Raw genomic sequence first — 13,252 nt, forward strand, 5'->3', positions numbered from 1 at the left:
AACCGCGCCGTCCTCGCGGTCGGTGCCGCCCGTCGCGGCGCCGAGCAGCGCGCTTTCGCTCGTCATGTCCACCCTGCCGAATGCCATTGCGGTAGAACCTTAGCCGACCCCGAGCGCCATGTCGTCCCGGTGGATCATCTCGGCCCGGCCGGGATAGCCGAGGACGGCCTCGATGTCGCGCGAGGCCCGGCCGAGGACGAGCCCGGCTTCGGCCGCGTCATAGGCGACGAGCCCGCGCCCGAGCACGCGGCCTTCGGGGTCGCGGATCAGAACGGAGTCGCCGCGGGCGAAATCGCCTTCGATCCGGCTGACGCCGACCGGCAGCAGGCTTGCGCCGCCGCGCAGCGCACGGACCGCGCCTGCGTCGACGTGGAGCGCCCCGCGCGGCTCGAGCGAGCCGGCGATCCAGGTCTTGCGCGCGGTCGCGGGGGTCGAGGCGGTGAGGAACCAGGTGCAGCGTGCGCCTGCCGCGATGGCACCGAGCGGGTTCTTCTGCCGCCCGTCGGCGATCAGCATATGGGTGCCGCCGCTGGCGGCGATCTTGCCGGCTTCGATCTTGGTGCGCATGCCGCCGCGCGAGAGCTCGGAAGCCGCGCCGCCCGCCATGGCGTCGATCTCCGGCGTGATGCGCTCGACCAGCGGGATATGCCGGGCGGCCGGGTCGCGTGCCGGCGGGGCGGTGTAGAGGCCGTCGATGTCGGAGAACAGCACCAGCAGATCGGCGCCGGCCATGGTGGCGACGCGGGCGGCGAGCCTGTCGTTGTCGCCATAGCGGATCTCGGTGGTGGCGACGGTGTCGTTCTCGTTGATGACCGGAATGGCGCGCAGGTCGAGCAGGCGGCCGAGCGTGGCGCGCGCATTGAGATAGCGCCGGCGTTCCTCGGTGTCGGCCAAGGTCAGCAGGATCTGCCCGGCGGTGAGGCCGTGATGGCCGAGCGCTTCCGCCCAGGTCCGCGCCAGCGCGATCTGGCCGACGGCTGCCGCCGCCTGGCTCTCCTCGAGGCGGAGCGAACCCGAGGGCAGGCCGAGCACGGTGCGCCCGAGCGCGATGGCCCCGGACGAGACGACGAGAACATCGGCGCCGCGCTGATGCAGCTCGGCGAGATCCTCCGCCAGGGCTGCGAGCCAGGCCTGGCGAAGCCGGCCGTGGGCGCGGTCGACCAGCAGGCTCGAGCCGACCTTGACGACGATGCGGCGGAACTGGTTCAAGGACGGCGTCTGCACGGGTGGGGACCGGACGGGTTGGCGGTGGCGCGACCCCCTGCCTCTTGGCGAAAAGCGCGCCAATGTAAAGCGTCGGAGCGGTCAGGCCGCCGCGCGGCCAGCGCATCCGCGCGCCGGCCGGTTTGACAATACGGCCTCAAGCCCCCATATAGCTCCTGTCGATATTTAGGCCGAACGACTTGGCCCCGCGCATGTGAATGCGCTTGCTGACGAACTTCCCGCTCAAATTCGCAAATCGACTCGCGGAATCCTCCGCTAGTCTCACAACAATACCGTGAAAGGGTTCGTCATGAGCGTCGGTACAGTCAAGTGGTTCAACTCGACCAAGGGTTTCGGTTTCATTCAGCCGGATGATGGTGGTCAGGACGTGTTCGTCCACATCAGCGCCGTGGAGCGTGCTGGCATGCGCGATCTCAGGGAAGGTCAGAAGATCTCCTACGAGCTCACGCAGGACAAGCGCTCCGGCAAGATGTCGGCCGACCAGCTCCGCGCCGAGTGAGACGAAGACCGCGTCGGCGGGCAGGGAGATCAGGCAGGGCGACCACGGATGTACTGGCGCCTGCCATTTCACAGCCCCGATGATGTGGTTTGACGAAGGGTCGGGACCCACGCCCGGCCCTTTTTTCCATCCGCCAACCGGAGGAGACAGAGATGCAGGTTCTCGTTCGCGACAACAATGTCGAACAGGCCATCCGCGCCCTCAAGCGCAAGTTGCAGCGCGAAGGCGTGTTCCGCGAGATGAAGCGTCGCTCGGCCTATGAGAAGCCGTCCGAGAAGCGCGTTCGCGAGAAGGCCGATGCCATCCGCCGCGCCCGCAAGGCTGCTCGCAAGCAGATGCAGCGCGAGGGGCTGATCGCAGCGCCGAAGCCGAAGCCGCGGCCGGTCCGCGCTGGAAGCGCAGCGCCTGCGCGCTGAATTCGATACCCATCGGGCGCGTTTTGGATTATTGCGCCCCCGCGGGCCATATGGCGCCCGTAACAACCCGAGAGAAGGCAACCCTTGAAGAACCCGAACGACCGCAGCTTCACTGATCGTCAGGCCAATTCGGCAGCCGCCAAGAAGGCGCTCCTCGAGCGTTTCAAGAAGCGGCCCGGTCCGGATGACCCGATCATGCAGCAGCGACGCGCGGAACGCGAAGCCATCGCCGTCGCCCGCGCCGAGCGCGAGGCCGAGAAGGCTGCAGCCCGCGTCGAAGCCGAGCGCCTCGCCGAGATCGAGCGCGCCCGCCTCGCCGAGGAAGAGCGCATCGCCGAGCTGGCGCGCGAGGCAGCCCGCAAGGCGGAGCAGGCCAAGCGTGACGCCGAGCGTCCGCGCAAGGTGCTTCTCGAGGCCGTGCAGTACATGCAGATGCGGTCGGCGGGCAAAGGCGGCCGCCGCTGAAGGCCTTAAGGCCGGGCGCAACCGCTCCCGGCATCAGGCCGACACATTCTCGCATGCACGCCCATGGTCCCGGGAATTTGGCGGCGGGAACCCGGCACTCGACGAGTCCGGTCAAGACGGATGCCTTCAAAGGCGGATGTTCCGGCTGGTATGACGTGCCTATCCCTCTGGGGCAGGGTCGCTTCGGGCCATTCGACCCGAAGCGCGAACCCGCTCCCCGCCCTAACCCGGAGCGAGCCGCCATGGCGACGCGAGGCCTCTCCCCTGACGAGATCAAGCTCAGGGCCCAGCGCACCTTCGACAAGGCCGATGCACGCAGGCAGGAAGCCACGCGCGCGATGGAGGCCGAACAGCTGGAGCGCGATGCCGTGCTCCAGAAGACGGCGCGCCTGAAAGCGCTGCGGCTCGCCAAGGAGGCTGCCGACGCCGAGACAGCGGTCATCGTTGCGGAAGAACAGGCTCGCGCCAAGGCCGAGATCGCGGAAGCGAAAGCCGCCGCGCGAACCGCGAAGATCGCCGCCGCGGTCAAGAAAACTGCCAAGGTCAAGTCAGCGTCCTGACGATTTGAGTGGCCCTGATCCCGATTATGCGGCGCTTTTCTGCGCCGAGAGTTGGGATGAGCTTTGGCATGTCGACTTTTCCTCCCACTACGACATCATCCCTGCTCTGCGTTGCTCCGCGGCCTGCCCGAGATGACGCGGTGTTTCCAATAAGAACCGCCTTCCGCTTTTCGTGCCGATGCGCCGGCCGCGACAGGTAGAGCATCGCTTCCCAAAAAGCCGCCAAATGCCTCCGCGAAGGTTCATTTCGCGCGGATCGGCGTCACTTCCGGTTGACCACGCCTGTCGATGACGTAAGGAAAGGCGTCGCGGCCAGATTATTCTCGCCGCCGGTTGAACCTTTTCCACGCTCGCCGCGACCATCCCTTGCGAGCCGGATGTCAGGCCTCGAGGGCAATGCATACGGAATCGGACGACGAACTCGTCAAACGGATTGCCGGTGGCGAGCGGCTCGCGATGAAGGTGCTGTTTTCGCGGCACCAGACGCGGGTCTACCGTTTCGCGCTGCGGCTGCTGCGCGACGAGACGATGGCAGAGGATGTGACCGGTGACGTCTTCATGGACCTCTGGCGTCAGGCCAGCCGTTTCGAGGGGCGCGCCTCGGTTACGACCTGGCTGCTCACCATCGCACGCAACAAATCCTACTCAGCCCTTCGCAAGCGCCGCGACGCCGGTCTCGACGACGACTACGCCGAAAGCATCGAGGACGAGGCCGACGATCCGGAAGTCGTGCTGCAGAAACAGGACAAGGGTCTGGCGATCCGCGCCTGCCTCGCAAAGCTCTCCCGCGAGCATGCCGAGGTCATTGACCTCGTCTATTATCACGAGAGTTCGGTCGAGGAGGTCGCCCGGATCGTCGGCATTCCCGAGAACACGGTCAAGACGCGGCTCTTCCACGCCCGCAAGAACCTCGGCGAGCTGCTCAAGACCGCCGGCATCGATCGGGGCTGGCCTTGAGGGCGGCCGGGTGAGCCAGGCCCGTTACGATCCGCCGATGCCGATCCGCCCTTCATCGAGCCGTCCGGGAGTTCAGTCATGACCGACGCCATCGCGAACGACCCGAAGCGCGCCGAGCTCGAGCTGCTGCTCCCCTTCTATGCCAATGGACGTATCTCGGCCGCCGACAAGGCGCGGATCGAGGCGGCGCTCGCAACCGACCCCGAACTCCGCCAGCGGCTCGAGATCATCCGTGACGACATGGCCGAGACGACGCTGCTCAACGAGAGCCTTGGCGCGCCGTCGCCGCGTGCTCTCGACCGGCTGATGGCCGGGATCGAGGCCGAGCCGCGCAAGCTCGGCCTGTTCGCCACTGCCAAGGGCGGCCTCATGACCCGGCTGGGCAAACTGCTGGCCGCGCAGCCGCCGCGGCGGCTCGCCTATGCCGGTGCGGCCGCCTGCGCACTGATCGCGATCCAGGGTGCGGCGCTGACCGGTGTCGCCATGCGCGGCGGCGGCTTCGAGACGGCCTCGGTGCCCGCCGCGAGCTCGGAGCGTTACGTGCTGCTGAGCTTCGCAGCCGATGCCAGGGCCGGCGATATCGCATCGTTCTTCAGGCGCTTCGACGCCTCGGTGGTCGATGGGCCGCGCTCCAACGGCTATTTCAAGGTGCGCGTCGGCGACGCCTCGCTGACGCCGGCGCAGGTTGATGCCATCGCGGCGCGGATGAAGGCGGAAGCCACGATCGTGAGTTTCGTCGCGCCCGCGCCTTGACGCCATGGACGCGGCGGCGGATGAGCGGCATTCTGGTAGCTTGACGCAACGACAGGGCGTCGGGCCGAAAGTGGAATGCGATTCTCGGAAAAGCCGACGCATAATCAAAAGCTGTAGCATCGGGAGAGCGCATGATGACGTTGGCCCGCCCCCTTGACCGTCACTGCGCTGGCTCTGCCGTGCGCCTTGCCGGCGGATGCTGCCTCGCTCTCATGCTGGCACTGGGCGCCGCTCCGGTTTCAGCACAACAATCGTCAGGGAGCGGCTCGCCTTCGGTCGGCCCGTCCGGCGATTCGGGTTCGGCCGGAACTGGCCAAGCGAACCGTTCGATCCGGGTCACGCCACCGGCCTGGCAATTGCCGCCGGCCCTTGGCGGCCCCCCGACCCCGGGCCAATCCCGCACCGTCGTGCCGGCGGCGGACGAGACGCGCTTCGTTCCCGACGAGATCCTGTTCGAGCTCGCGCCGGATGCGCAGGCCGAAACGGTGCTGCAGCGCTATGGCGCAACGCTGATCACGAGCCGCCGGGTCGAGCTCGCCGGGACGACGATCATCCGGGCGAAGCTGGAGGCCGGGCGCGACTTGCGCAGCGTGCTGGTGCAGATGGCCGGCGACAACGCCATCGCCGGGGCACAGCCCAACTTCACTTACGAACTCCAGCAGGAGAGGCCACGGCCGGTCAGCACGACCGCTTCCGGCGGACGCCCGGACGTCCCGGCGCGGCTCTCCGATCCCGCCGCCGTCCGGACCACCCCGGCACCGCGGCGCGACCTGCCGCCGCAATATGTCGTCGACAAGCTGCGCCTCGGCGATGTGCACAAGCTGGCGCGGGGGGCGAGCATCCGCGTCGCCGTGATCGATTCCGGCGTCGATATCGGCCATCCCGAACTGCGCGGCGCCGTGGCCGGAGTTTACGATGCGCTCGACGAGGATTTCGTCCCGCATTCCCATGGCACGGCGATGGCGGCGGCGCTGGTGGCGCAGGGCCAGCTCCAGGGCGTCGCTCCCGCTTCGCGGCTGCTCGCGGCGCGCGCTTTTTCGGGCCGGGCCAGTTCGGCCTCGGCCAGCGGCACGAGCCTGCACATCATGGCGGCGATCGAATGGGCGGTGGGCCAGGGCGCGCGGGTCATCAATCTCAGCTTCGCAGGACCGCAGGACCGGCTGCTCTCGCGCGGGCTCGCGGGACTCACGGCCAAGGGGATGATCGCGGTCGCCGCGGCCGGCAATGGCGGGCCGCGCGCCGCGGCGCTCTATCCCGGTGCCGACCCGAACGTGATCGCGGTTACGGCGACCGATGCCGACGACAGGATCTTCCCGCGTGCCAATCGGGGCGGCTACATCACTTTGGCGGCGCCCGGGGTCGACGTGCTCGCCGCCGAGCCGCAGGGGCGCTACGCCTTTTCCTCAGGCACCTCGATCGCCGCCGCGCATGTCTCGGGGCTGGTCGCCCTCTTGCTCGAGAAGCGGCCCGATCTCGATCTGGATGGCGTTCGCCGGCTCCTGACGGAAAGCGCCATCGACCTCGGCTCGCGGGGGCGGGACCCGGTCTATGGCGCTGGCCGTATCGATGCCGCCGCGGCGCTGGCGCGGGCCATGCCGGTCACGGCCTCGCGGCCATGAGAGCTTGCCGTCCTTGCGATCGAAGCCGCGCTAGCTAAGTCGTTCCCTTCGCGCTGGAGCCGAGGCGCCGCGCCGGCTCGTACTGGCCTTCGAGGCGATTGGCGTGGCGGTGGAGCAGCCGCCAGCCGCCCTCCTCGAAGCGAAAGACGTGGGTGACGCGGTTGGTCCATTGCGTCGGCCGGTCCATGTCGGGCAGCGTGACGTTGAACGTCTCGATCTCGGTGGTGCAGGCGAGCTCGGTTCCGACGACGGTGGTGATGGTACGGTGGCTGACGGTGCCGCCCCGGAACTGCTTCGCCGCCCAGTCCCAGCGCTGCGAGACGTCGTCCCAGCCCTTCTCGTAGCCGCCCCAGCCATACATGCTGGTGGCGTCGTCGGCGTGGGAATAGAGCGTCTTGATCGGCCCGACATCGCCGTTCGCGACATGGGCCAGTGCGTCGTGGAGCGCAGCGAGTGCCGCAGGGAAGGCCTCTGCCGGCGAGAGCGTCGATGACCGGTCCATGTGCACCTCCAGGAAGCCTCCGTGAAGCTTGGGAAGCTAACACGCCGGCCGGTCCATCATTCAAGTACCGCCCTATCGTTTCCACGCGCCTGCCGCTTGACCTTCCGTGCCGCATCGGACTGATGTCGCGCCATGCCCCGCCCGAGACTTCTCTTCGTCGCGACCGAGGACTGGTTCTTCGCTTCGCATTTCCTGCCGATGGCGCGTGCCGCCCGCGAGCTCGATTTCGAGGTCGCGGTGATCGCGCGCGAGCGCAAGCATCGCCGCGTGATCGAGGCCGCTGGCGCGCGGCTGATCGCGCTGGAGGCGGAGCGCCGCAGTCTCGATCCGCGCGCTTTGTTCCGGCAGGTGACGGCGCTGCGACGACTGATCGAGGCCGAGCGCCCCGACATCCTGCACTGCATCGCGCTGAAACCGATCGCGCTGGCGGGCCTCGCGGGGCGGCTCGCGGGCGTCGAGCGCAGGGTCTATGCGCTGACCGGGCTCGGCTTTCTCGGCGCGCGGCAGGACATCGCGGCGCGCGCGGCGCGGCTCGCGGCGACGCTCTGGCTGCGCGGCGCTGTCGACGGCCCGCAGGTGCGCTTCCTCTTCGAAAATCCGGATGATCCGGTGACCCTCGGGCTCGACCCGCAGGATGCGAACAAGGTCGCGATCGTCGGTGGGGCCGGCGTCGACCCCTTGCTGCTGATGCCGGAGCCGATGCCGGCGACGCCGCCCTTCAAGGTCGCTCTGGTGGCGCGGATGCTCTGGTCCAAGGGCATCGATCTCGCCGTCGAGGCCGTGCGGCTGGCGCGGGCCGAGGGCGCGCGGGTCGAGCTGACCATCCATGGTGCGCCCGACCCGTCCAACCCCAAGGCGATCCCCGAGGACACCCTCAAGCAATGGGCGGCGCGGCCGGGCATCAACTGGGCCGGGCCGACGCGCGACATCGAGGGGGTCTGGCGCGGGCACCACCTCTGCATCCTGCCCTCGCGCGGGGGCGAGGGCCTGCCGCGCACCATCCTGGAGGCTGCCGCCTGCGGGCGCGCGATCCTGACGACCGATGTGCCGGGCTGCCGCAGCTTCGTCCGCGACGGTCAGGACGGCCTGGTCGTGCCCGTCGACGATGCCGCGGCGCTGGCGCAGGCGCTGACCGTCTTTGCCCGCTCGCCGGCGCTGGCCGAGCGGATGGGGGCGAGCGCCCGGGCCCGGCTGCTCGACGGCCATACCGAGCGCGATGTCATGAATGCGGTGAAGGCGCTCTACCGCTCGATGCTCGCGCGGCCGACCACGGATGTCGCGGCGTGAGCGCGCCTGCTGCCGAACTCGACCGGCGTGGCTTCATCCTGGAGCACACCCGCCTCCTGCCCGTGCCGCATGCGCCCGAGATCGGCCTGCATGTTGCGCAGGAGGCGACGGAGCTCTGGCAGAAGACCGAGGACGAACTCGCCACGATCGGGCTGCCGCCGCCGTTCTGGGCCTTCGCCTGGGCCGGAGGCCAGGCGCTGGCGCGCTATCTGCTCGACGATACCAGCATCGTGCGCGGCCGGCGCGTGCTGGATTTTGCCAGCGGTTCCGGACTGGTCGCGATCGCGGCGGCGAAGGCGGGTGCGGCCGCGGTCGAGGCCTGCGACATCGATGCCTTCGCGGCGGAGGCGATCGCCATCAATGCCGACGCCAATGCGGTGCGGATCGCGGTCAGGCTCGACGGCCTCGTCGGTCGCGACGAGGGCTGGGACGTCGTCTGCGCCGGGGACGTCTGCTACGAACGGGCCATGGCCGAGCGCGTGATCGCCTGGCTGGAGCAGCTGGCGGCGCGGGGCGCGCAGGTGCTGATCGGGGACCCCGGCCGCAGCTACCTGCCCAGGGCGCGGCTGGAGACCCTGGCGAGCTACGCCGTGCCGGTGACGCGCTCGCTTGAGGATGCCGAAATCAAGCAGAGCTCGGTCTGGCGCCTGAAGGGCGAGGGCGTTCGGCTAACGGTGTGAACAAGAAGGCTCGCCATCCCGGGCCAAGTGCGGGATGACGCGCGGTTCCGTCCAGAATCCGTTCACGCTAGGCGGCGTCGCGGGCCTTGGGCTTCGCCGGCATGCGGCCATCCTGTGTGCGGAAGGTCGAGACGAGCTCGTTGAGCTGGGCGATCTGGTCGAGGAGCGTGCGGGCGGAGGCGGCGCTCTGTTCGGCGAGCGCGGCGTTCTGCTGCGTGATCCCGTCCATATGCGTGACCGCCTGGTTCATCCCGTCGATGCCCCTGGCCTGCTCTCCCGAGGCGCTGGCGATCTCCTCCACCGTGGCCGAGACGCGGGCCGAGGCGTCGACGATCTGCTCCAGCGTGTCGCCTGCCAGGCGCACGAGCTTGACGCCCTCGGTGACCTCGGCATCGGACGAGGCGATCAGCCCGGTGATACCCTTGGCGGCTTCCGAGGAGCGCTGCGCGAGCGCGCGCACTTCCGCCGCGACCACCGCGAAGCCGCGCCCGGCCTCGCCGGCGCGGGCGGCCTCCACGGCGGCGTTCAGCGCGAGCAGGTTGGTCTGGAAGGCGATGCCGTCGATCACGCTGGTGATCTCCGAGATCTTCTTCGAGGCCTCCTCGATGCGGGCCATGGCATCGGTCGCATCCTTGACGATGGTTCCGCCTGTGCGGGCGATCTTGGTCGCGTCGTCGGCGAGCTCGGCCGAGCGGCGCGAGGCCTGGGCCGAGGTCTTGACGGAGGCCGCGAGCTGCTCAGTGGTGGCGGCGCTTTCCTCCAGCGCCGCAGCCTGCTGCTCGGTGCGCGCCGACAGATCCTCGGCTCCGGTGTTGATCTCCAGCGAGGAGGCGGCGATGGCGGCCGAACTGGCCTTGATCGTCGCGACCATTCCCTCCAGCCGGGCCATGGCGTCGTTGAAGTTGTCGCGGATCAGCCCGTACTCCGCCGGGATGTCCTGGCCGATGCGGAAGGTCAGCTCGCCCCGGGCGAGGGCGGCCATGCCTTCGCTGACCTGGCGCACGGCCTTCTCGCGCTCGGCGGCAGTGGCGAGCTCGACGGCGCGGGCCTGTTCCTCAGCCCGGACACGGGCGCTCTCCGACGCGGCAAGATAGACCGATATGGCGTAATCCATGTCGAGCAGCGCCGCCTTCACCAGCGCGCTGATCTCGGCGCTGCGCGCGGCCGCGCCCGCGACCTTGCCGCCGAAGCGCTGCCTCGGCCAGCGCGCTTCGAGCACCTCCGTGATCAGCTTCTCGAGGAGCAATGCGTAGCCGCCGATGTACCACCGCGGTTCCAGCCCGATGCGGGCATGCGTTTCCCCCACCCTTGTGACGCCGGCGACATAATCCTGGTCGAACTGGCCGGCCGCGATCCGTTGCCAGTGCGAGATCTGGCGCTGCTTGGCGCCCTCGACATGCTGGGCACCGCTGAAGAAGGAGCGGGTCTCGGGAAAGCTGGTGATCTGGCGGTAGAACGTGTCGAGCGCCCCGGGCAGGGCCTCCACCACGATCTCCCGGATATCGTTCAGATGCTCCTTCGCATGCGCATCGAACTGCAGGAAGGACAGGCGGTTGGCGAGGTGATCGGGGGCAGTCATGGGCGGTTTCCAAGGCAGGCTGCCCGCCGCCGGTGGGCGGGCACGCTTCCCCTTAGGCTACCTTGGGTTAACGACCGATCACCCGTGTCCTGCCAAGTTTACATGGAAGTTATGCGGCCCATGACTTCGTGGGTTGCTAGCGTCCAGGTTAACGGCCGAGCATGAAGCTATCGAGAATGCGGAAACGGCTCGCGCGATCATCCTGCTTGAACACGACGATACGGTCGATCGCGACCGACCCGGCTGGGACGCGTTCCGAATGGGCGTGCGCAAGCGCCGCCTTGACGCCGTCCAGCTTTTCCGGCGGCAGCGAGCCGGTCAGCGTCATGTGGAAGCGGAAGGCGTCGCCGACATAGGGGTAGCCATAGGCTTCGAGACAGGCGCGCTCCGCCGGCGTCATCGGGCTGGCGAGCCGGCGCTCCCGATCGGCCGCGCTCAACGGCGCACGCAAAGGCTCGAAAGCCTGGACGATGTCGAAGGCGAGCTTCTGGAGTGCGCCGCTCGCCGCCGCCGGCGTCAGCGCGATGAAGCGGCCGAGCGCGGTGACGGCGAGGCCGGCCAGCGGCACCGGCGCGAGGCCGGCTGCGGTCTGGTGGGCGAAGGCGCGCAGCTGCCCTTCGCTGCGGCCATCGGCTAGCTCGAAGGGCGCCTTCAGCGTGGCGTGGAAGCCGTAGCGGCGCGGCTCGGCCGTGCGCTGCGGCCAAGAGGTCGCGTCGCAGCCGAGCGGAGCGTCGAAGGCCACGTCCACGCCCGTATAGGCGTCATAGCCGAGCACCGCGCTGCCGAAGCGCCAGAGCGGATTGTCTGCGGCGGGCGCGTAGTAGATGGCGTAGCGCGGGCCGCTCAAAATGCGCGCTCGCCCTTCGACCAGACCGCGCCGATGACCGGTGTCGGGCCGAGGACCCGGAAGCGGACGAGGTCGGCGCGCAGGCCCTGCCTGAGATGGCCGCGATCCTTCAGGCCGAGGATGTCGGCAACCTTCCAAGTCACCATGCCCATGGCTTCCGGCAAGGCGATGCCATGGCTGGCATTCAGCTTGACGACCGCCTGCAGCAGGCTTGCCGGCACATAATCCGAGGAGAGCCCGTCAAGGAGCCCCTTCTCGGCCAGCTCCGAGACGGAGACGCCGCCTGAATGCGAACCGCCGCGCACAACGTTCGGCGCGCCTGCGACTGTGGCGAGGCCATGCTGCCGCGCGGCCTCCGCCGCCACCACGGTCGTCGGGAACTCGGAGATCACCGCGCCCGATGCGACGCCGGCCTCGACATGGTCCGGCGTGGTGTCGTCATGCGTCGCGATCGGGATGCCGCGGCCGGAGAACATCTCGACGATGGCGGACCAGTTCGCCGGGACATATTTGTGGCTTTCGGCCTGGCGCTCGCGCACATCCGTCTCGAACTCGGCTTCGCTCTTGCCGATGCCGAGGGAATAGGTCTTCAGGTGCTCGATATTGCTCCACTGCCGCTGGCCGGGGGTGTGGTCCATCAGCGAGACGAGCTGGACAAGCTCATGCGTGCGATAGGGTTCGACCTCGTCGAGCAGGAATGGGCTGGTCAGTTCGCAGCGCATGTGGATGCGGTGGTCGATGCGGAAGAGGTTCTGCTCCTGGCCGTCGGTCAGCGCTTTCATCAGGCCGTGGAAGATGTCCTTGCGGTAGTCCTTGGCCGAGAAGGGCGTGCCGGCGCAGACGGCGTCGTAGACGGTGGTGACGCCGGCAGCGGCCATCTGCGCGTCATGGACCAGGGCGGCTGCGAGCCCGTTCGGCCAGAAGACCTTTGGGCGCGGCATGAAGTGCTTTTCCATGTTGTCGGTGTGCATCTCGACGAGGCCGGGCGCGACATAGTCGCCGCCGACATCGATGGCGCCGGGAAGGGATGAGTTGCCCTGGTCTACTGCGACGATGCCGCTTCCGTCGAAGGCGATGGTGCCGGTGACGACCTCGTTCTCGAGGATCAGCTTGGCGTTGGTGAGAACGGTCTGCATCGTCAGGCCTTCCGGAAAGCGGTGATATCGAGATAGCGGGTTGCGACGCGTTCGCGAACCGCCTCGTCATGGAAGATGCCGACGATGGCGGAGCCGGCGGCGCGTGCCTCCGCGATGAGTTCGACGACGACGTCGCGATTGGCGGCGTCGAGCGAGGCGGTGGGCTCATCGATCAGCATGATCGCAGAGGGATCGACGAAGGAGCGGGCGATGTTGACGCGCTGCTGCTCGCCACCGGAGAAGGTGGCCGGCGCCAGGCTCCAGAGCCGCTCCGGCAGGTTGAGGCGGGCGAGCATCGCGCGCGCCTTTTCCGTCGCGGTTTCAGGTGAGGCGCCGCGGGCGAGCAGCGGGTCGCGCACGATGTCGAGGGTCGAAACGCGCGGGATCACGCGCAGGAATTGCGAGACGAAGCCGAGCGTGCGGCGGCGGATGTCGAGCACGGTGCGCGGCACCGCCGAGACGATGTCGATGGGCCGGCCGGCATGGGTGATGCGGATCGTGCCCGCGGTGGGCTTGTAGTTGCCGTAGAGGATGCGCAGCAGGCTCGACTTGCCGGCGCCCGACGCACCGGCGAGCACCAGAGCCTCGCCGGCCTCGACGCTGAAATTGACGTCGTCGAACACCGGCAGCCGGGCGCCGCCCTGGTTGTGCAGCGTGAAGGTCTTGGCGACGTTCTCGACCTGGATCATCGTGGTCATGGTGTCAGTGCCTTGTGCCGGCGAAGTGAC

Annotated in this window: 15 protein-coding genes; 9 read left to right on the forward strand and 6 right to left on the reverse strand. The window is 68.7% G+C overall.

Annotated elements, in window-relative coordinates; translation table 11 throughout:
* Positions 1–99: 99 nt before the first annotated feature.
* Complete coding sequence (gene proB / locus ASE63_RS12875) at positions 100–1,209, reverse strand: glutamate 5-kinase (protein WP_348271354.1); 1,110 nt, start codon at positions 1,207–1,209, stop codon at positions 100–102.
* 304 nt (positions 1,210–1,513) lie between these two features.
* Here proB and ASE63_RS12880 point away from each other — a divergent pair, with 304 nt between their 5' ends.
* The 7 genes from ASE63_RS12880 (at position 1,514) to ASE63_RS12910 (ending at position 6,493) form a co-directional block, all read left to right on the forward strand.
* Entirely contained in the window at positions 1,514–1,723 is a 210-nt protein-coding gene (locus ASE63_RS12880; protein WP_056801520.1) for a cold-shock protein, read from the forward strand.
* Positions 1,724–1,875: 152 nt separating this feature from the next.
* Positions 1,876–2,139: a 30S ribosomal protein S21 gene (gene rpsU / locus ASE63_RS12885; RefSeq protein WP_056801522.1), complete on the forward strand. Its 264-nt coding sequence runs from the start codon at positions 1,876–1,878 to the stop codon at positions 2,137–2,139.
* Positions 2,140–2,223: 84 nt separating this feature from the next.
* Positions 2,224–2,604 (forward strand): DUF6481 family protein, encoded by a 381-nt coding sequence (locus ASE63_RS12890; RefSeq protein WP_244491388.1) that lies wholly within the window; start codon positions 2,224–2,226, stop codon positions 2,602–2,604.
* 242 nt (positions 2,605–2,846) lie between these two features.
* On the forward strand, positions 2,847–3,164 hold the full coding sequence (locus ASE63_RS12895) for a hypothetical protein (RefSeq protein ID WP_056801524.1): 318 nt from the start codon (positions 2,847–2,849) through the stop codon (positions 3,162–3,164).
* A gap of 396 nt (positions 3,165–3,560) precedes the next feature.
* A complete protein-coding gene (locus tag ASE63_RS12900; RefSeq protein WP_056801526.1) occupies positions 3,561–4,121 on the forward strand; it encodes a sigma-70 family RNA polymerase sigma factor in 561 nt (186 codons plus the stop codon).
* Positions 4,122–4,199: 78 nt separating this feature from the next.
* Positions 4,200–4,874, forward strand: a complete 675-nt coding sequence (locus ASE63_RS12905) for a hypothetical protein (RefSeq protein WP_056801528.1) — start codon at positions 4,200–4,202, stop codon at positions 4,872–4,874.
* A gap of 356 nt (positions 4,875–5,230) precedes the next feature.
* Positions 5,231–6,493: a S8 family serine peptidase gene (locus ASE63_RS12910; protein WP_162261765.1), complete on the forward strand. Its 1,263-nt coding sequence runs from the start codon at positions 5,231–5,233 to the stop codon at positions 6,491–6,493.
* Positions 6,494–6,527: 34 nt separating this feature from the next.
* Here ASE63_RS12910 and ASE63_RS12915 read toward each other — a convergent pair whose 3' ends face one another.
* Complete coding sequence (locus tag ASE63_RS12915; RefSeq protein WP_056801532.1) at positions 6,528–6,995, reverse strand: nuclear transport factor 2 family protein; 468 nt, start codon at positions 6,993–6,995, stop codon at positions 6,528–6,530.
* A gap of 132 nt (positions 6,996–7,127) precedes the next feature.
* Here ASE63_RS12915 and ASE63_RS28365 point away from each other — a divergent pair, with 132 nt between their 5' ends.
* Together ASE63_RS28365 and ASE63_RS28370 are read left to right on the forward strand one after the other, a co-directional pair.
* Positions 7,128–8,282, forward strand: coding sequence for a glycosyltransferase family 4 protein (locus ASE63_RS28365; RefSeq protein WP_056801534.1), 1,155 nt, complete (start codon positions 7,128–7,130; stop codon positions 8,280–8,282).
* Entirely contained in the window at positions 8,279–8,962 is a 684-nt protein-coding gene (locus tag ASE63_RS28370) for a 50S ribosomal protein L11 methyltransferase (protein ID WP_056801536.1), read from the forward strand. The genes ASE63_RS28365 and ASE63_RS28370 overlap by 4 nt, the downstream gene beginning before the upstream one ends.
* Before the next feature lie 67 nt (positions 8,963–9,029).
* On the opposite strand, the gene ASE63_RS12930 is transcribed toward ASE63_RS28370, so the two are convergent.
* From ASE63_RS12930 to phnL, 4 genes are all read right to left on the reverse strand, one after another.
* On the reverse strand, positions 9,030–10,541 hold the full coding sequence (locus tag ASE63_RS12930; RefSeq protein ID WP_056801538.1) for a globin-coupled sensor protein: 1,512 nt from the start codon (positions 10,539–10,541) through the stop codon (positions 9,030–9,032).
* A 148-nt stretch (positions 10,542–10,689) separates the two neighbouring features.
* Positions 10,690–11,388 (reverse strand): DUF1045 domain-containing protein, encoded by a 699-nt coding sequence (locus ASE63_RS12935; RefSeq protein ID WP_244491389.1) that lies wholly within the window; start codon positions 11,386–11,388, stop codon positions 10,690–10,692.
* On the reverse strand, positions 11,385–12,524 hold the full coding sequence (locus tag ASE63_RS12940; protein ID WP_056801540.1) for an alpha-D-ribose 1-methylphosphonate 5-triphosphate diphosphatase: 1,140 nt from the start codon (positions 12,522–12,524) through the stop codon (positions 11,385–11,387). The genes ASE63_RS12935 and ASE63_RS12940 overlap by 4 nt, the downstream gene beginning before the upstream one ends.
* A 2-nt stretch (positions 12,525–12,526) precedes the next feature.
* Positions 12,527–13,222: a phosphonate C-P lyase system protein PhnL gene (gene phnL, locus ASE63_RS12945; protein WP_056801542.1), complete on the reverse strand. Its 696-nt coding sequence runs from the start codon at positions 13,220–13,222 to the stop codon at positions 12,527–12,529.
* Between the last annotated feature and the right edge of the window lie 30 nt (positions 13,223–13,252).

It is taken from the genome of Allobosea sp. Root381 (assembly GCF_001429395.1).
GTDB lineage: Bacteria > Pseudomonadota > Alphaproteobacteria > Rhizobiales > Beijerinckiaceae > Allobosea.